Source organism: Candidatus Pelagibacter sp. Uisw_137 (assembly GCF_047720245.1).
Classification (GTDB): Bacteria; Pseudomonadota; Alphaproteobacteria; order Pelagibacterales; family Pelagibacteraceae; genus Pelagibacter.
Genome location: NZ_CP159811.1, coordinates 369,955 through 386,375 on the forward strand (window position 1 = coordinate 369,955; position 16,421 = coordinate 386,375).

Annotated in this window: 23 protein-coding genes; 9 read left to right on the forward strand and 14 right to left on the reverse strand. The window is 31.6% G+C overall.

Translation table 11 applies throughout. The features are described 5' to 3' along the window. The first annotated feature begins 82 nt into the window (after positions 1-82). Positions 83-427, forward strand: coding sequence for a DUF952 domain-containing protein (locus ABXT61_RS01950; protein ID WP_415315634.1), 345 nt, complete (start codon positions 83-85; stop codon positions 425-427). Between the two features lie 344 nt (positions 428-771). Here ABXT61_RS01950 and ABXT61_RS01955 read toward each other — a convergent pair whose 3' ends face one another. The 8 genes from ABXT61_RS01955 to ABXT61_RS01990 all read right to left on the reverse strand — a co-directional run bounded on the left by ABXT61_RS01955 (position 772) and on the right by ABXT61_RS01990 (position 3,226). Beyond that, on the reverse strand, positions 772-1,107 hold the full coding sequence (locus tag ABXT61_RS01955) for a DMT family transporter (RefSeq protein WP_415315635.1): 336 nt from the start codon (positions 1,105-1,107) through the stop codon (positions 772-774). A 2-nt stretch (positions 1,108-1,109) separates the two neighbouring features. Continuing rightward, positions 1,110-1,337 carry a DUF2798 domain-containing protein gene (locus ABXT61_RS01960; protein WP_415315636.1) on the reverse strand — a complete coding sequence of 76 codons (228 nt, stop codon included), beginning with the start codon at positions 1,335-1,337 and terminating at the stop codon, positions 1,110-1,112. A gap of 14 nt (positions 1,338-1,351) precedes the next feature. Continuing rightward, positions 1,352-1,573 (reverse strand): DUF2798 domain-containing protein, encoded by a 222-nt coding sequence (locus tag ABXT61_RS01965; protein WP_168606467.1) that lies wholly within the window; start codon positions 1,571-1,573, stop codon positions 1,352-1,354. Positions 1,574-1,576: 3 nt separating this feature from the next. Then, positions 1,577-1,909, reverse strand: a complete 333-nt coding sequence (locus ABXT61_RS01970; RefSeq protein WP_415315637.1) for a DMT family transporter — start codon at positions 1,907-1,909, stop codon at positions 1,577-1,579. A gap of 45 nt (positions 1,910-1,954) precedes the next feature. Then, positions 1,955-2,161 (reverse strand): hypothetical protein, encoded by a 207-nt coding sequence (locus tag ABXT61_RS01975; RefSeq protein WP_415315638.1) that lies wholly within the window; start codon positions 2,159-2,161, stop codon positions 1,955-1,957. A 99-nt stretch (positions 2,162-2,260) separates the two neighbouring features. Next, on the reverse strand, positions 2,261-2,581 hold the full coding sequence (locus tag ABXT61_RS01980) for a nuclear transport factor 2 family protein (RefSeq protein ID WP_168606464.1): 321 nt from the start codon (positions 2,579-2,581) through the stop codon (positions 2,261-2,263). Positions 2,582-2,584: 3 nt separating this feature from the next. Beyond that, complete coding sequence (locus ABXT61_RS01985; RefSeq protein WP_415315639.1) at positions 2,585-2,881, reverse strand: hypothetical protein; 297 nt, start codon at positions 2,879-2,881, stop codon at positions 2,585-2,587. Between the two features lie 30 nt (positions 2,882-2,911). After that, positions 2,912-3,226, reverse strand: a complete 315-nt coding sequence (locus ABXT61_RS01990; protein ID WP_415315640.1) for a hypothetical protein — start codon at positions 3,224-3,226, stop codon at positions 2,912-2,914. A 192-nt stretch (positions 3,227-3,418) separates the two neighbouring features. On the opposite strand from ABXT61_RS01990, the gene ABXT61_RS01995 reads away from it, so the two are divergent. Next, the gene (locus tag ABXT61_RS01995) at positions 3,419-3,835 is read left to right on the forward strand and encodes a hypothetical protein (protein ID WP_415315641.1); all 417 of its coding nucleotides are present in this window, start codon (positions 3,419-3,421) and stop codon (positions 3,833-3,835) included. On the opposite strand, the gene ABXT61_RS02000 is transcribed toward ABXT61_RS01995, so the two are convergent. Beyond that, the gene (locus ABXT61_RS02000; RefSeq protein ID WP_415315642.1) at positions 3,832-4,833 is read right to left on the reverse strand and encodes a cysteine synthase A; all 1,002 of its coding nucleotides are present in this window, start codon (positions 4,831-4,833) and stop codon (positions 3,832-3,834) included. The two genes, ABXT61_RS01995 and ABXT61_RS02000, sit on opposite strands and share 4 nt — an antisense overlap. Next, on the reverse strand, positions 4,833-5,411 hold the full coding sequence (gene epsC / locus ABXT61_RS02005; RefSeq protein ID WP_415315643.1) for a serine O-acetyltransferase EpsC: 579 nt from the start codon (positions 5,409-5,411) through the stop codon (positions 4,833-4,835). The genes ABXT61_RS02000 and epsC overlap by 1 nt, the downstream gene beginning before the upstream one ends. 76 nt (positions 5,412-5,487) lie before the next feature. Here epsC and ABXT61_RS02010 point away from each other — a divergent pair, with 76 nt between their 5' ends. The 6 genes from ABXT61_RS02010 to ABXT61_RS02035 all read left to right on the forward strand — a co-directional run bounded on the left by ABXT61_RS02010 (position 5,488) and on the right by ABXT61_RS02035 (position 11,687). Then, a complete protein-coding gene (locus tag ABXT61_RS02010) occupies positions 5,488-5,898 on the forward strand; it encodes a VOC family protein (protein WP_415315644.1) in 411 nt (136 codons plus the stop codon). Then, positions 5,898-7,379 (forward strand): aldehyde dehydrogenase, encoded by a 1,482-nt coding sequence (locus ABXT61_RS02015; RefSeq protein ID WP_415315645.1) that lies wholly within the window; start codon positions 5,898-5,900, stop codon positions 7,377-7,379. Before ABXT61_RS02010 ends, ABXT61_RS02015 begins: the two co-directional genes overlap by 1 nt. Positions 7,380-7,477: 98 nt before the next feature. Continuing rightward, positions 7,478-8,440, forward strand: coding sequence for a glycine betaine ABC transporter substrate-binding protein (locus tag ABXT61_RS02020; protein ID WP_271525499.1), 963 nt, complete (start codon positions 7,478-7,480; stop codon positions 8,438-8,440). A gap of 84 nt (positions 8,441-8,524) precedes the next feature. Next, a complete protein-coding gene (locus tag ABXT61_RS02025) occupies positions 8,525-9,577 on the forward strand; it encodes a quaternary amine ABC transporter ATP-binding protein (protein ID WP_415315646.1) in 1,053 nt (350 codons plus the stop codon). Further along, on the forward strand, positions 9,567-11,072 hold the full coding sequence (locus ABXT61_RS02030; protein WP_415315934.1) for an ABC transporter permease: 1,506 nt from the start codon (positions 9,567-9,569) through the stop codon (positions 11,070-11,072). Before ABXT61_RS02025 ends, ABXT61_RS02030 begins: the two co-directional genes overlap by 11 nt. A 9-nt stretch (positions 11,073-11,081) precedes the next feature. Next, the gene (locus ABXT61_RS02035) at positions 11,082-11,687 is read left to right on the forward strand and encodes a LysE family transporter (protein WP_271525496.1); all 606 of its coding nucleotides are present in this window, start codon (positions 11,082-11,084) and stop codon (positions 11,685-11,687) included. 1 nt (position 11,688) lies between these two features. On the opposite strand, the gene hisD is transcribed toward ABXT61_RS02035, so the two are convergent. After that, positions 11,689-12,975, reverse strand: coding sequence for a histidinol dehydrogenase (hisD, locus tag ABXT61_RS02040; protein ID WP_271525494.1), 1,287 nt, complete (start codon positions 12,973-12,975; stop codon positions 11,689-11,691). A 61-nt stretch (positions 12,976-13,036) separates the two neighbouring features. Further along, complete coding sequence (locus tag ABXT61_RS02045) at positions 13,037-13,948, reverse strand: bifunctional enoyl-CoA hydratase/phosphate acetyltransferase (protein WP_271525493.1); 912 nt, start codon at positions 13,946-13,948, stop codon at positions 13,037-13,039. Positions 13,949-13,997: 49 nt separating this feature from the next. Here ABXT61_RS02045 and ABXT61_RS02050 point away from each other — a divergent pair, with 49 nt between their 5' ends. Continuing rightward, positions 13,998-15,140, forward strand: a complete 1,143-nt coding sequence (locus ABXT61_RS02050; protein WP_415315647.1) for an epoxide hydrolase family protein — start codon at positions 13,998-14,000, stop codon at positions 15,138-15,140. Here ABXT61_RS02050 and ABXT61_RS02055 read toward each other — a convergent pair whose 3' ends face one another. After that, positions 15,141-15,386 carry a hypothetical protein gene (locus ABXT61_RS02055; RefSeq protein ID WP_415315648.1) on the reverse strand — a complete coding sequence of 82 codons (246 nt, stop codon included), beginning with the start codon at positions 15,384-15,386 and terminating at the stop codon, positions 15,141-15,143. 23 nt (positions 15,387-15,409) lie between these two features. Continuing rightward, positions 15,410-16,417, reverse strand: a complete 1,008-nt coding sequence (locus ABXT61_RS02060; protein ID WP_415315649.1) for an Ldh family oxidoreductase — start codon at positions 16,415-16,417, stop codon at positions 15,410-15,412. Positions 16,418-16,421 lie beyond the last annotated feature (4 nt).

Sequence of the window (16,421 nt, forward strand, 5' to 3'; positions counted from 1 at the left end):
TATTAGATAGTTAATATTAGCTTCCCTCGAAAGAGGGAAGTTTCTTATTGTCAATATCCCCACTGAATAATATAAATTTTAAATGAATTTCAAATTTGTTTATAAAATATGTACCAAATCTGAATGGCATGAAATTAAGAGCAAAGGTCAATTAACAGGTTCTAAAAAAGATTTAGAAGATGGTTACATTCATTTTTCAGGTGATGATCAAGTTGCTGGAACTCTTAAAAAATTTTACCAAAACCAAAAAGATTTAATTTTATTAAAGGTAGACACTTTAAAACTAGATCATTTAGTTTGGGAACAAGCATCAGACGGAACTATGTTTCCACATCTATATTCACCATTAGATATTTCTAATGTAGTACATGAATTTGATATTATTTTAGCTGATGATGGCACTCATGTGTTGCCAAATATTTTATAATTGATCTTTTAAGGGGGTCACCCTTTCGGTAAACTCCAAAAGAGTTCCCCTGTAAGTCAGCGGTTTACGCTAAAATCTATAATAATAGATTTTTTATTTTCTATGGTCTTATTAGGTCTTTGATTATTAAATCACACCAGTTATGTGTCAGGTGGTGATAAGTTCATAATCAACCTCCTTTATTGATATTTAGACAATATCATTTCTAAAAATTACATTCAAAACATTTATTTTACTTTAAATGAAATAAATCAATTGTATGCAACCTAGCAAAGTAATAGGATTTCGATAATTTAAGAAACGTTACTTACAATACTTTTTTCCGCTAAAATTTAAAATTCTTTTTAGGTAAGCTTCCCTAAGTAATTAACCATAATCACACCAATTATAATTAATAAAATTCCAATAACTCCATATAGATTTGGAATTTGATTATATTTAATCATAGCAAATGCTACAACACCCACAACTGTTAATCCGCTGTAAGTAGAATAAGCAAATCCTACTGGAAGTACATGCATAGCTTTTGCAATGCAAAACAAGCAAACCATCATCAGTAGATACATGTAAATTATTGGCAAAGTCTTTGTGAACCCTTCAGATATTTTTGCAAAACTATTAGCAGCTATTCCAGCAAAAATACCAACAGCTAAAAACAAATATCCAAATAAAGGTTTCAAGATTAATCTTTTGATGCAATCTTATTAACAAGTGGTCTCATAATTGGAGCCATAGTAAATGCTGCAATTACAGCTAATGGAAATGAATAAATAAAAGCATCTAATAATCTATTAAAGAAACCCTCACCAAAACCAGTGTGAACTAGTGTTACAGCTCCACCAATAATCAAACTCATGCCAAAAGACATAAAGATCATAAAAAGAGGTTGAGAATATTTTTTGTTAATCATAATTAATGATATTATTATTCAGTAATCTTATCTACAAATTTTTGCACTATAGGAGCCACTATAGTCGTTGTAATCATTGCCACCGGTAAACTTATAGACCACGCTTTAAGAAATCTTTTGATATAAAATTCATCATAACCAGTATTCACAAATGTAATGATTAAAGTCATCAACAAACTCATACCAAGACCCATAAAAAAAATGAATAGAAAATTAGAATATTTTTTTGAAATCACGATTTAATTATTTCCAAGTAAGTTAACCATCAACACACCTATAATAATTAAACCCAAACCAATCATTGAATAAAGATTTGGCATTTGATTAAATCTAATTATACCAACAATTACAGTTGAAATAATTGTTAATCCAGCAAATGATGCATAAGTTATTCCCATTGGGATATTTTTCATCACCATAGATAATGCGTACATACATAAAACGATTGTAATTCCAGTAATAATACTTGGAAAGAGAAGGGTAAAACCTTCCGCACTTTTTGCAAAGCTATTTGAAGTTACTCCTAGAACAACTGCTAGGATTAGAAATCCATATGAAGTAGCGAGACTCATCTAATAACATTAAATGAAATCTCGCTAAATATATATAATTATTTATTAACTTTTAAAAAGCTCCATAGCTTTACCTAATAGTTCTTCAGATTTAGCATGGTCACCAGCATCATGAGCTGCCATACCTTGATCTCTTAGCATTTGTGCTTCTGCAATTTTATCATCTACACTCTTTGCCATCATTGGGCATGAACCTGCATAAACTGAACTTGTGAAAAGCACTAAGAATAATGTTATTACTATTTTTTTCATATTTTCCTTTGTTTAATTAATTAACCAAACAATAGGAAAATAATAAGTTTTTGATATAACCAATATTGTCACTTTGCATGTGCAAAACGACCCAACTAGTTATTTAGGTATTTTTGTAGCACCTGTTTCAAGTGAAACGACTTTTCCATCTTGATATTTGTAGACAGCCATTACTGCCTCTGTGTTACCGTCATTAAAGGTTACAAATGAGTGCTCAACACCAATTTCATCATTCTCAAAAAGAACTCTAATTTTATCTTTATTGATATCTCCACTCATTGCCCATTTAATTACATCTGCTTTTCCCATAACTTTTCCTGATGCATGCATGGTAAATTTATAATCATCATGAAAAATTTCATTCATAGCAGCTTCATCTTTAGCTGTCATAGCAGCATCCATTTTAGCTAATATTGACATGTATTATCCTTCTTTAACTTTAGTTAAATCGTAAATCATATAACTACCCATAACTTCATCCATGATAGGTTTTGACACTTCAGTACCTTCAATAAACTTAATTAAAGCAGCTTCATCAGTACAATGTATTTTAAACATCACTGCACTTTTATCAGGTGTTACTGACGCCATAGTTTTTTCTACAATAGCAACTTTTGATCTTTCAGCTAACCCTTCTGGAGACTGCATAAATCCCATAAATTTTTCGAATTTACCTTCTCCTTCTTTAAACTTAGCTACTACTAACATTTCTTTTTCCATTTCTTATCTCCTTTTTGTTTATTGTTAAGTTTATTCGCTAAAGATCACTCTGATTTCGTCTTTAATAGTTCCTTCAACTGCAACTTTCTTTAATTGTTTTTGAAGACTTTGATATTTTTTATCAGCTGACATTTTTGCATCTTGTTCAAAATTATCATCTTCAAACATTGTACCAACTAAAGTTTCTCGAATTGTTCTCGGATCACCACCAATTTGAAAAGAAAAATAGATTTGGTGTTTAGGATAATATTTTTTTCTTACCTTTGCTAAACCCTTACCAATCTCCATTGCTTTACCTAACATGTCGTCTTTAACTCTCAATGTTCTTGTATATATTGCTTGCATTATATTAATCTCACTTGTTAATTAGTATTATTAAAATTTAATAGATTTTAATTAATTTTAAAATGCTATATTTTATCACCAGGTATGCAAAAATTTTATACAACTATTTCTTGTATAAATTCACTGTGCGCATAAAGCCTATAATCATTTAATAAAAATCCTGTATTATAATTCTAATTAAAGATTAAACTTATGATTGAAAAATTTAATAGTATTTTTTACTTAATTTTATTCTCAATTCATTTTTTAGGCTTGGGTTTTTATGCTTATCAAATGATTATTGATAACAAAAGATATAGAGAAAAATTTCAAGTTGATGAAACAGCTGCAACCATCATGCGTATGACAGGTGCAATATTTCTAGGTTCTTTTTTGATGGCTCTATATGTTATGTTTGTTAGACCAAATGGTGTAGAAGGAACGTGGGCATTTTTCAATTTAGTTTTTGTGCAAAACCTTTGTGTATTAATTGTTAATACTTACTCAATTAAGATTGATAAAACAGGCATGAGAAACGACTCTAATGAAGCTGTAATTGCTCCTTTAGTTTTTACAATTATTAGTGCAGTTCTTTGCTATGGATTAGCAGATAAAATTTATATGCATTAAAGCCAGTTAGGAAAAGGCAAACCTTTTTCTTCTAGAAATTTTTTATTAAACATTTTAGTGGCGTACTTTTCACTTTTATCACAAAGAATTGTAACGATAGTTTTTCCAGGACCTAATTCTTTACCCATTCTAATTGCACCAGCAATATTAATTCCACAGCTAGTACCAAGGCTTAAACCTTCATTTTCAATTAAATCATAAAGTATAGGAAGCGCTTCATGGTCATCAATAGAGTAGGCATCATCTATTTTAGCATTTTCAAAATTTTTCGTTACTCTACTAGAGCCAATTCCTTCTGTAATTGATCCACCTTCAGATTTTAATTCACCATTTTTTATATAATTATAAAGAGCAGAGCCTTTTGGATCAGATAAAAATATTTTTATATCTTTATTCTTTTCTTTAAGAGCATTGCTTACTCCTGAAATTGTTCCACCAGTTCCAGATGAGCAGACAAAGCCATCAACCTTACCTTCAGTTTGTTCCCAAATCTCTTTACCTGTTGTTTCATAATGACCTTTAGCATTTGCAACATTGTCAAATTGATTGGCCCAAACAACTCCATTGTTATTTGACGGTCTTAATTCATCAGCAAGTTTTGCTGCAACTTTCACAAAGTTTGCTTCATCTTTATAAGGTTTAGCTGGAACTAATCTTAAATCAGCACCAATATTTCTAAGTAAATCTTTTTTTTCTTGGGTTTGGTTATCATTCATTACAATGATTGTTTTATAACCAAGTGAATTACCAAGTAGACATAAGCCTATACCAGTATTACCAGCTGTACCCTCAACTATTGTTCCACCTTTAGAAATTAGTTTTTTACTTTCAGCATCTTTAATTAAAGCAAGTGCGGCTCTATCTTTTACAGAGCCACCTGGGTTCATGAACTCAGCTTTACCATAAATATTACATCCAGTAACTTCAGATGCTGCTCTTAATTTTATTAATGGAGTGTTGCCAATACCAGAAATAAAATTGTTTTGAATATTGGTCATTAATCTGATTTTGTATCACTATCTGGTGTGATACCATATGGCTTGAATTCGCTATCAGCTATACCAACATTCTTAGCAGGAATTCCAACCATTACTGATTTTTCAGGAACATCTTTTGTAATTACTGCATTAGCACCAATTTTTGCACATCTTCCAACAGTAACAGGACCTAATACTTGTGCGCCAGAACCAATTACAACATCATCTTCAATTGTAGGATGTCTTTTTGTATTACGTTGATCATTTGAATTAATGCTTGGTGCAATTCCACCTAATGTCACCATATGATAAATGGTTACATTATTTCCAATTTCAGATGTTTCACCTATTACAACACCCATACCATGATCAATGAATAGATTTTTTCCAATTTTTGCACCAGGGTGAATTTCTATACCTGTTAAAAATCTTGAAAATTGAGAAATGAATCTTGCAACAAGATCAAACTTAGCAAGTTGAAAAAAATTAGCAATTCTATGAAAAAAAACTGCTTTAACACCAGGATAAGTTAAAATTAAACTTAACTTAGATTTTGCCGCAGGATCTCTATCAATTATAGATTGTAAAAAATCATTCATATTTTAGCATATATTGATTAAAATTTTATATTGAACTATATAATCATTATATAACGATTTTAAAGAGGAGAAACTTATGTACAAAAATACAAATTGCTTTCATTTAGCAGTACCGTGTGGAGATCTTGAAGTAGCAAAAAAATTTTATAGCGAGACTTTAGGCTGCAGATTGGATAACTCTGCACAAGAGTGGGCTGATGTAGATTTTTGGGGAAATGAATTAACCCTTCATGCTAGCAAACATAAACTTGATAGTGAAAGACACGATGTTGATATGGGCAATGTTTCAGTTCCACATTTTGGTGTTCATTTATCTAGAAAAGATTTTAATGCCCTAAAGCAAAGATTAAAAGACAATGGTGCCAAATATTACGATGAACCTTATTTAAGGTTTAAAGGTACCAAATATGAGCAAGAGACATTTTTTGTTAAAGACCCTAATGAAAATATTTTAGAGATTAAAACATTAACTGCAAATGCAGATTAATGGCTTCCGATTATAAATCTATAGCAAGTAAGATTAAATTTGAAGGTAGAGCTTTTATTGATGGTAAATATGTTGAAGCTATTGATGGTCAAAAATTTGAAAATATAAACCCTGCAACGGGCGAAACTCTTTGCTCAGTTTCAAAATGTAATCATAAAGATGTTGATCTAGCTGTAAAAGTTTCAAGAAAAGCTTTTAACAGTGGAGTTTGGTCTAGAACATCCCCAGAGTTTAGAAAAGATATTTTACTAAAATTTGCAGAATTACTAAGACAAACTGGTGAAGAAAACTCAGTTCTAGAATGTATAGATACAGGAAAATTAATTGGAGATTGTATTAATGAAGTTGCAAATGATGCTCCAATACACTTTCAGTGGTATGGTGAATTAATAGATAAAGTATTCGGCAAAGTTGGACCAACAGAACCATCGTTAACTAGCTTAATTATTAAAGAGCCAATTGGTGTCGTTGCAGGAGTTGTTCCTTGGAACTTTCCATTAATGATGGCTGTATGGAAAATGGCTCCAGCATTAGCTGCTGGATGTTCAGTTATAATTAAACCAGCAGAAGATACACCACTAACTGCAATTAGAGTTGCTCAAATAGCAAAAGAAGCAGGAATTCCAGATGGAGTTTTAAATGTTGTTCCTGGTTTTGGCGATGTAGGTGAAGCACTTGGTAGACACAACGATGTTGATGCGATTTCTTTCACAGGCTCAACAGAAGTTGGTGGACTATTTATGAAATATTCAGGCGAAAGTAATTTAAAAACAATTGGTTTAGAGATGGGTGGAAAAAGTCCATTTATAGTTTTAGAAGATGCAAAAATTACAGACGATTTAATTGATAATGCAATTAATTCTGCTTTTTGGAACGGTGGACAGAATTGTTCAGCAAATATGAGACAAATAATTCACAGCAAAGTTAAAGATGAATTTTTAGAAAAAGTTTCAAAAAAAGTAAAAGCACTTAAAGCTGGAGACCCATTAGATCCAAGTTCAAACATGGGGTCAATGATTTCTAAAAAACATTTAGCAACAGTTGATGGTTATATTCAAAAAGGAATTGATGAAGGAGCTAAGTTATTATTTGGAGGAGTTTCAAGTGGTGATCAAAAAGGATTTTTTGCAAAACCAACTCTATTTGATGATTTAAAAGAAAATATGACAATTGCTCAAGAGGAAATTTTTGGACCAGTTTTAGGAGTTCTTACAATCAATAGCGATGAAGAAGCTTTAAAAATTGCAAGTAATTCAAAGTATGGATTGCACGCAAGTGTTTTTACTCAAGATATTGATAGAGCTTTTCATATGGCAAAAAGTTTACCCTGCGGAACTGTTTCAGTTAATACTTTTTCTGAAGGTGATATTAAAACACCTTTTGGTGGATACAGACAGTCTGGTTCATTAAGTAGAGATCAAGGTACAGAAGCACTAGATCAATACCTTCAAACTAAAACTATCTGGATTAGTCACTCTTAAAATTCAATCATAGCAACCATAATAAGTATTTAATTTTCTTTGACTTGCTCAAAAGTTTTAAGTTATGCTTCATTTTTAAATTAATCGAGAGGGATATAATGAAAATAATAAAAACTACACTTGTAGCTGGTTTAATTTCTTTATTTGCTACTTTTTCAACATTCGCTGAAAAAGTTAAAATAGGAGATCCAGGTTGGACAGGTGCAACAGCTATTGCAAATTTATTAGCAGCAGTTGTTAATGACAAAATGGGTGGAGAAGCAGAATTAGTTCCAGGAAACAATACTGCAATCTATGGTGCAATTGATAGAAGCAAAGGTGAAATAGAAGTTCACCCTGATATCTGGTTACCTAATCAACAGGCTTATACTAACGATCTAGTTCCCAAAGGAACTCTTAAGTTAAGTTCAAAACCTTACGAAGGAAACCAAGGATATTGTGTGTCCCAACAATTTGCTAAAAAAATGAATATCACAGCAATTGAAGACTTAGCTAGACCTGAAGTTGTTAAAGCAATGGACAGTGATGGTAATGGTAAAGGTGAGTTTTGGATAGGTGCTGATGGATGGGCTTCTGCGAATGTGAACCAAGTTAAACTTAGAGACTATGGTTTATATGATGCAGGTATTGAACCCATCAGAGCTGCTGAAGCTGTAAAAAATGCAAGAGTACTTGACTCTATTAAAAAAGGTGAAGGTTATGCATTTTATTGTTACAAACCACATGCAATTTGGGGAATGGCTGACGTAGTTATGTTGACAGAACCTAAATTTGATCCAGCTAAATACAAAATGGTTCAGCCTAAAGAAGATGCTGACTGGTACAAAAAATCTTATGTTGCATCAAAAGATGCTCTTAAACAAATCCAAATTGGTTGGGGTACTTCTTTAGAAGCAAAATCTCCAGCAATTGTTGATTTCTTTAAGAATTTTCAATTATCAGCAGACGATGTTTCATTAATGGCCTACCAAATTTCAGTTGAAAAAAAACAACCAGCTGATGTTGCTAGAACATGGATGAAAAACAATAAATCTAAAGTTGATGGTTGGTTAGGACTTTAAGTTAAATTAAATTTTTACCCGGCAACTTTATTTGTTGCCGGGTATATTTCTTAAAAAAAATTATTAAATTTTTGAACGGATCTGATGGACTCAGCTATTGAAATAAAAAATGTTTGGAAGATATTTGGTAATAATTCCAAAGAAGCATTAAATGCCATTCAAAATGAAAATATTTCAAAACAAGAAGCTTTAGAAAAATATAATTCAGTAATTGGTGTATCTGACGTCTCTTTTAGCGTTAAAAAAGGAGAGATTTTTTGTGTAATGGGTCTTTCTGGAAGTGGTAAATCTACTTTAGTAAGACATATCAATAGATTATTAGAACCAACTTCAGGTCAAATTTTGATCAATAATGAAGATGTAATGAAGTTTGACGCAAAAAGTTTGCAAGATCTAAGGAATAAAAAGATAGGTATGGTTTTTCAAAACTTTGCTTTAATGCCTCACAGATCAGTATTAGATAATATAGCAATGCCACTTGAAATAAGAGGTATCAGTAAAAATGATAGATTGGATGCTGCTAATAAAATTTTAGACATCGTAGAACTTCAGGGGTGGGGAAATAAATTTGCTCATGAACTTTCAGGTGGAATGCAACAAAGAGTAGGATTGGCAAGAGCTTTAGCAGCGGATCCCGATGTTTTATTAATGGATGAACCATTTAGTGCACTAGACCCGCTTATTAGAAGACAGCTTCAAGCAGAATTTATCAAACTTTCAAAACAAATGAAAAAGACAACAGTATTTATAACTCATGACTTAGATGAAGCAGTAAGAGTAGGTCATAGAATTGCAATAATGAGAGATGGAAAAGTTATCCAAATAGGAACACCAGAAGAAATAGTCATGAAACCAGCAGATGATTATGTGGCTGACTTTGTTAAGGGAATATCAAGATTAAAGATTGTCCAAGCTAAATCTATCATGCAGCCTGTAGAAAAATTTGAGAAGGAATTTGGATCAATAGGTAAAAATTTAGAAAGTGTTCATGAAAATATCTTATTAAATAAGTTAATAGAAAAATCTTCCATTAAAAATGAACCAATATTAGTGATTAATAACGAAAATAAAAACATTGGTGTAATAACTCAGGCAGATTTGCTTAAGGCAGTTGTAGAGGGTAGTGATGGAGAATAAAGCAATCCGAAATCCTTCTAGAGATGAACTGATTACTGATTTTGTAAAAAGTAATCCAGACTATTATATTAAAGAGTTTAAAAAAATTGGTAGCAAACCTACTTACTCATTTTCATTTAATTTATTTGCATTTATATTTGGACCAATTTGGTTTGGAATGCGCAATGTTTGGAATTGGACTTTAGCTTTTTTAATTATTGAAACTTTTTCAGTAGTACAAATAATCAGAGGTTTATTTGGTAATATTACGGCAGATGCCATTGCTAAAGTTGAGCAAGTTAAAGGCACTATAGCATTTAGGAATAAACAATTAGAAGCAGCGATAGAAAATAATCCAGATAAAATTGATGTGTTTAAAAGAAATATAAAATCTTTAGAGGATGCCATGCAAGGTTATCTAGATGAAATTACGAGAGTAGAAGCTTCAGCAATATGGATTGCAATTTTTGGTTTTATTTTATTGATAGCAGTTAAGATTGTTCAAGGTGTTTTGGCGAATTCAATTTTAGAAAAGAAATATTCTGAATGGTTATCCGATAAATCTATTCATCCAGGGATGCAGATGAAAAATTACATCTACAGTAGTATATTTACCTCTGTTATAATGACTTTTACAGTTATCCATTATAGTTTTCCGGGCTTACTTCAGGTAATGGATACATTTCCAACCCATCCTGAGATAAGATTATTTTCAATTAAATGGATAGAAATTATTTTTGATTATGCAGTTGTTAAAGGAGATTTAATTTTTACTGCTATAACAATTGGTATTAGGTCTGTATTAGATTTCTTAGAATTATTGTTTGTTAAAACCCCCTGGATTGTAATTATAACTGCAATTGTAACTTTAACAGGCTTATCAGCAGGGCCAAGAGCTGCAATTTATTCAACAGGATTTTTATGTTACATGGGTTTTTTAGGTTTTTGGGTTAAAGCAATGACGACACTTGCCTTATTAGGAACTGCTGCAATTTTAAGTATAGCAATAGGTATTCCACTTGGAATTTTTTGTGCAAGACGACAAAGATTTTATTCATTAATTAGACCGATAATGGATTTCATGCAAACAATGCCAGCCTTTGTATTTATGATTCCAGTAATAGCATTTTTTGGAACTGGAAAGGTTGCGGCAGTAATCATTACAATGATTTTTGGTGGTACACCTGTTGTAAGACTTACTGTCTTAGGATTACGTGGAGTACCAGAAACCATTCGAGAAGCGGCTATCGCTTACGGTGCAACTAAATGGTATTTATTAAGAAAAGTAGATCTACCGCTAGCCACACCTTCAATTTTAGCAGGTGTTAATCAAACTGTAATGTTAAGTTTGGCAATGGTGGTTGTGGCATCTCTAATTGGAGCAAAAGGTTTAGGACAAGATGTTCTTGAAGCATTACAATATGCCAATGTTGGACAAGGTATACTTGCGGGTATAGCTATTTTATTTGTTGCATTAATACTTGATAGGGTTGTTCAGGGAAAAAAAAGAGTTTAATAAAACTTAATGGATTATTTAATATTAGGTTTTTTAACTGGATTAAGTTTAATTCTAGCAATAGGTGCTCAAAATATATTTGTTATAGAACAAGGCTTAAAAAAACAATATATCTTTATTGTATGTTTAATATGTTCAGTTTCTGACTTTTTATTAATTTTTTTAGGAATTTTTTTATTTCAATATCTAAATCATTATTTTACCCCAACTATTGAGTTAGTTTTTAATATTTTACTCTTAATATTTTTATTACATTTTATTTGGGTAAAAATTAAAACTAAAGTTTCAGAGACTTCATTTGATATAGATAATAAAACTAATAATTTACCTAATACTGTAGTTAAAACTTTAGGTTTTACTTTTCTAAATCCACACGTTTATTCAGATACTGTATTTTTCCTAGGAAACTTTTCCAAAAGCCTTAGTCAAGTGGATAAGTATTACTTTGGTACCGGGGCAGCCATTTCTTCATTCCTATTTTTTTTTATAATAGGATATCTTTCAAAATATTTTTCTAAATATCTTAAGAGTACAAAAGTATGGAAAAGAATAAATTATTTGATAATTCTTTTCATGTCTATTTTGGCTTTAATAGTTTTAATGGAAATTATCTAATTTAACTAGAATAACCGTACTTTTTAAGTCTAACGTCGCCTGTTCTTGCGTGTGCTTCCATTCCTTCGTATCTAGAAATTCTTGCAGCTGCAGCACCAACCAACTCAGTTGACTCTTTTGTCATTCTTTGAAAACTTAAAGTTTTAACAAACTTACCAACAAATAATCCGCCCGTATATCTTCCTGCACCTTTAGTTGGAAGTATATGATTAGTTCCTGAACATTTATCTCCATAAGCAACAGTTGTTTCTTCACCAATAAATAAAGAACCATAGTTTGTAAGTCTTTTGTGAAACCACTCTAAATTTTCTGTCTGAACTTCTAAGTGTTCAGGAGCATACTCATCACTAATAGTTGCCATTTCTTCATCAGTATCACAAAGAATAACTTCACCATAATCTCTCCAAGCAGCATCTGCGTTTGTTCTTGGAACTTCTGGTAACTCAGCAATTAATTCTGGAACTCTTTTCATTACTTTTTCAGCAAGTTCTTTGCTTGTAGTATATAACCAACAAGGTGAGTTATAACCATGTTCAGCTTGACCAACTAAATCTACAGCTACTATCTCAGGATCAGCTTTAGCATCAGCAATAATTCCAATCTCAGTAGGGCCTGCAAACAAGTCAATACCCACTTTTCCAAATAAAATTCTTTTTGCTTCTGCTACAAACTGGTTTCCTGGACCAACAATAATATCGGCTGCAGGGTTATTGAATAAACCATTAGTCATTGCTGCAATTGCTGGAACACCACCTAAATTTAAAATTACATCAGCACCACATAAGTCAGCTGTATAAATAATTGTTGGGTGAGCACCCACACCTTCTTTTGGAGGACTACAGGCAATAACATTCTTTACACCAGCAACTTTTGCCGTAGTTACACTCATAACAGCCGATGCAATATGTGCATAACGACCACCTGGCACATAACATCCGGCAGTATTAACTGGTATTAGTTTTTGACCGGCAAACAATCCATCTGAAAGTTCAACCTCAAAGTCCTGACCATAGTTTTTTAATTGTGCTTCAGCAAACTTTCTAACTCTTTCGTATGAAAATTGAACATCATCTTTTGTTTTTTGATCTAATGTTTTTTTAATTTCTTCAATTCTTTCTTTAGAAACAATAATATCACCATCATATTTATCAAATTTCTTTGTAAGATCGATACAGCCTTGTTCTTTAGTAGTTTCAATATTTTTTAATAAATCTTGAACAATTCCAGTTGTTTTAGTGTCATCTGTTGATGATGTCTTAGGTGATTTTTTTAAATATGTTATAGCCATTGTTTCCCTCTCTAATTTGAAGCTTTATTTAAAACATTAATGTGATTATTTCAATGAAGAATTAGTCTAAAGCAACAACGGCAGCAGCAATAGAGGCCAATCTAGCTTGTGCTTCATCAGATCTACTAGTAATTACTATTGGAACTTTACCACCCACAACAACACCTGCCGCACAAGCTCCCATAAAGTAAATCATCATTTTAACTAAACTATTTCCAGTCTCAACACTTGGAACTAACAATACATCGGCATCACCAGCTACAATATTTTTAACACCTTTTATAGCAGCAGATTTTTTTGAAATACTATTATCAAATGCTAAGGGACCAAAAACATCAGCATTTAAATCGTCTTTTTTTGCAAGTTTTGTAATCTCATCTGCTTCAATAGAGCTTGGCACACTATCTAAAATTTCTTCTGTCGCTGATAGGACTGCAACTTTTGGCCTTTCAATTCCTATACGATTTGAAAAATCAATTACATTTCTTAAGATATGCATTTTTGTTTTTATATTAGGTAAAACATTTAAAGCACCATCAGTAATTATAAGAGGCTTGTCGTCTTTAGTATTTGTCATATGCCATATGTGGCTAAGTCTAGTTTTTCCAAGTAAATCATATTCTCTTTTTAAAACTTCTTTCATCAAAACATCAGTATGGATATGACCTTTAACAATAATCTTTACTTTATCTTGGCTAGCAAGTTTGGCAGCTATTGCTGCTGTATTATTTTCTATAGGTTCATGAATTATCTCATATGAAGAGATATCCCATTTTAAATCCTCAGCACACTTAAGAATTTCTTTTTTATCTCCTATAAAAATAGGTGTAATTAAGTTTTCATTAACAGCATCTTGAACTGAAAGCATAGGTAAGGGTAAACCCGCATTAACGATAGCAGCATTAACACCTTTTTTCTTATGTGCATGGTCCAGAAGGTTATTAGGACAAACAATTTCTTTATTTGAAAGCATGAGGTATATTTAGTCTGAATTTTTAAAAAGTATATACTGTAAATTGATAATGATTAAGCCTTTTAAACTAAATATTCCCAATAAAGCACTTCAAGAAATTTACACCAAGGTAAAAAATTACCCATGGCATGAAATGCCAGACGATGGTGGCTGGGAATATGGGAGTAACCTTGATTATATGAAGGAGATCTCAAGTTATTGGGTTAAAGATTTTGACTGGAGAAAACATGAAGCAGAAATAAACAAATTTTCAAATTTTACAACTATTGTAGATGATATTGAAATGCATTTTATTTATGAAAAGGGTAGTGGCTCTAACCCAACTCCATTACTTCTTATGCATGGATGGCCTGGATCAGTTTTAGAGTTTTTACATATAATTGAAAAACTTGCACACCCAGAAAAATTTGGTGGAAACATTGAGGATGCATTTGATGTTATTGTGCCTTCTTTACCTGGCTTTGGATTTTCAGGTAGGCCATCTAAACCAATGGGTCCAAGAAAAATAGCTGAGATATTAAATAAACTAATGACAGAAAATCTTGAGTATAAAAATTATATGGCACAAGGTGGAGATTGGGGAGCAACTATTGCTAATTGGATTGGTTATGATCATTCAAAATCATGTAAGGCAATGCATATTAATTGTTTAACAATGCGTCATCCAGATGGACCACAATCAAATCAAGAAGAAGAATGGCAAAAAAGGTTTGATAAAGATCAAATAATGCAGGATGGCTATAGAACTCAACAAGCAACAAAACCACAAACATTGAGTTATGGAATGATGGATAGTCCAGTTGGTATTGCAGCATGGATTATTGAAAAAATGTATTCTTGGTCTGATTTAAAGGATGGTGATATTGAAAGTGCTTATTCAAAAGATACTTTGTTGGCAAATATTATGGTTTATATAGTCACAAAAACTTTCAATACAGCTTCTTGGATTTATTACGGAAGAAGAGAAGAGGGCGGACGTTTTTTTCCTAAAGACTTTAAAAAAATAGAAATACCAACCGCTGCTGCGATTTTTCCAGCCGAGATGTCTGAATGGCCTCCAAAATCTTATGTTGATAGAATATTTAATATTACGCAATGGACCGAGATGCCAAGTGGTGGACATTTCGCAGCGATGGAAGAACCTGAGTTGTTAGTTAAAGATATTGTAAAATTTGCTAAAACTATTCGTTAATTAAATATTTGTTCTTGGATCTTTTAGGGATTTAATCTTTTTAACCATACCCGTTAATTTTGCAGTGATAAAAACCACATATACAAAACCAAATCCTAAAGCCATAGTTGATAGAACAGTATATATAGCTGTTAGATTTTGTAATTTAAACCAACTTTCAACATCTGAGTTAGAGTAATAAAGGAAATTCCAAAAAATAAAAAAAACTATTTCATATATTATAATAATTTTAAATACAGGACGCATATTAGAAACTTATTATAGTAGCTTTATTTCATTAAACTATTTAAATCTTCTAGTACATTCTTGGTAATTTTAATCTCTTTTTTAAGGTTATTCTTATATCTATTGAACTTATTTTGTCCTGGATAAAGAATTGCTTTAACACCCTTTATCTTAGGAAGTCTTTTTATAGTTTTAATATTATCTTTTATTCTCTTATTAAAAGAATTACCTACAAACAAATTAGGTTTTAAAACAAAAAATAAATGTCCAATATTTTGTGGACCACTAAAATCTGTAAATGGATCTTTAACTCTACCTGCATGATTACCACCCGTTAGCACACCACTTAAAATATCAACCATCCATGCTAATCCTGACCCTCTAAATCCAGCAATAGGTAACTGAACACCTTCTAATGCTTTTTTTGGGTCTGTTGTTGGTTTACCAAATTTATCTAATGCAACACCTTCAGGAATTTTTGTTCCTTCTCTTGCAGCAACTCTAATCTTTCCTCTGTTAATCATTGAAATTGAAGTATCTAAAATAAAAGGAACTTTAGAGCCTGTTGGGGTTCCAAAGCAAATAGGGTTTGTTCCAAATAAACTTTTTAATGCTCCATGAGGTGCAACAGCAGGAGGGGCGTTTGTAAACACCATGACCATTAGACCTTTTTTAACCGCTTGCTCTGCGTAATAACCAGACAAACCATAATGACCACTATTTTTTACCGCAACTAAGCCAATACCTGTTTTTTTAGCATTACCTATTGCTATTTTAATAGCAGTATCTGCTGCAACAAAACCAATGCTGTTATTGCCATCAACATGAGCAATTGATTGAGAGATCTTTTTAACTTTTATTTTAGCCTTTGGATTAATTACTTTTTTATTAATTCGATCACAATACATTTTAAGTCTGGATAAACCATGTGATGGTGCACCTACCAATTCAGCATTTATTAAAGCTTCAGCACATATAGATGCATGCTCTTTACTTAGCTTGTGACGGATAAAAATATCTTTAATTATACCCTTTAATTTTGAAGAATTCATAATT

Coding starts and splice junctions, on each gene's coding strand:
- ABXT61_RS02020 (WP_271525499.1), top strand. CDS start 7,478: ATGAAAATAATAAAAACTACACTTGTAGCTGGTTTAATTTCTTTATTT.
- ABXT61_RS01980 (WP_168606464.1), bottom strand. CDS start 2,581: ATGTCAATATTAGCTAAAATGGATGCTGCTATGACAGCTAAAGATGAA.
- ABXT61_RS01985 (WP_415315639.1), bottom strand. CDS start 2,881: ATGGAAAAAGAAATGTTAGTAGTAGCTAAGTTTAAAGAAGGAGAAGGT.
- ABXT61_RS01975 (WP_415315638.1), bottom strand. CDS start 2,161: ATGAAAAAAATAGTAATAACATTATTCTTAGTGCTTTTCACAAGTTCA.
- ABXT61_RS02035 (WP_271525496.1), top strand. CDS start 11,082: ATGGATTATTTAATATTAGGTTTTTTAACTGGATTAAGTTTAATTCTA.
- ABXT61_RS02060 (WP_415315649.1), bottom strand. CDS start 16,417: ATGAATTCTTCAAAATTAAAGGGTATAATTAAAGATATTTTTATCCGT.
- ABXT61_RS02055 (WP_415315648.1), bottom strand. CDS start 15,386: ATGCGTCCTGTATTTAAAATTATTATAATATATGAAATAGTTTTTTTT.
- ABXT61_RS02010 (WP_415315644.1), top strand. CDS start 5,488: ATGTACAAAAATACAAATTGCTTTCATTTAGCAGTACCGTGTGGAGAT.
- ABXT61_RS02030 (WP_415315934.1), top strand. CDS start 9,567: ATGGAGAATAAAGCAATCCGAAATCCTTCTAGAGATGAACTGATTACT.
- ABXT61_RS02025 (WP_415315646.1), top strand. CDS start 8,525: ATGGACTCAGCTATTGAAATAAAAAATGTTTGGAAGATATTTGGTAAT.
- ABXT61_RS01950 (WP_415315634.1), top strand. CDS start 83: ATGAATTTCAAATTTGTTTATAAAATATGTACCAAATCTGAATGGCAT.
- ABXT61_RS01990 (WP_415315640.1), bottom strand. CDS start 3,226: ATGCAAGCAATATATACAAGAACATTGAGAGTTAAAGACGACATGTTA.
- ABXT61_RS02000 (WP_415315642.1), bottom strand. CDS start 4,833: ATGACCAATATTCAAAACAATTTTATTTCTGGTATTGGCAACACTCCA.
- ABXT61_RS01970 (WP_415315637.1), bottom strand. CDS start 1,909: ATGAGTCTCGCTACTTCATATGGATTTCTAATCCTAGCAGTTGTTCTA.
- ABXT61_RS01995 (WP_415315641.1), top strand. CDS start 3,419: ATGATTGAAAAATTTAATAGTATTTTTTACTTAATTTTATTCTCAATT.
- epsC (WP_415315643.1), bottom strand. CDS start 5,411: ATGAATGATTTTTTACAATCTATAATTGATAGAGATCCTGCGGCAAAA.
- hisD (WP_271525494.1), bottom strand. CDS start 12,975: ATGGCTATAACATATTTAAAAAAATCACCTAAGACATCATCAACAGAT.
- ABXT61_RS02015 (WP_415315645.1), top strand. CDS start 5,898: ATGGCTTCCGATTATAAATCTATAGCAAGTAAGATTAAATTTGAAGGT.
- ABXT61_RS02050 (WP_415315647.1), top strand. CDS start 13,998: ATGATTAAGCCTTTTAAACTAAATATTCCCAATAAAGCACTTCAAGAA.
- ABXT61_RS02045 (WP_271525493.1), bottom strand. CDS start 13,948: ATGCTTTCAAATAAAGAAATTGTTTGTCCTAATAACCTTCTGGACCAT.
- ABXT61_RS01960 (WP_415315636.1), bottom strand. CDS start 1,337: ATGATTAACAAAAAATATTCTCAACCTCTTTTTATGATCTTTATGTCT.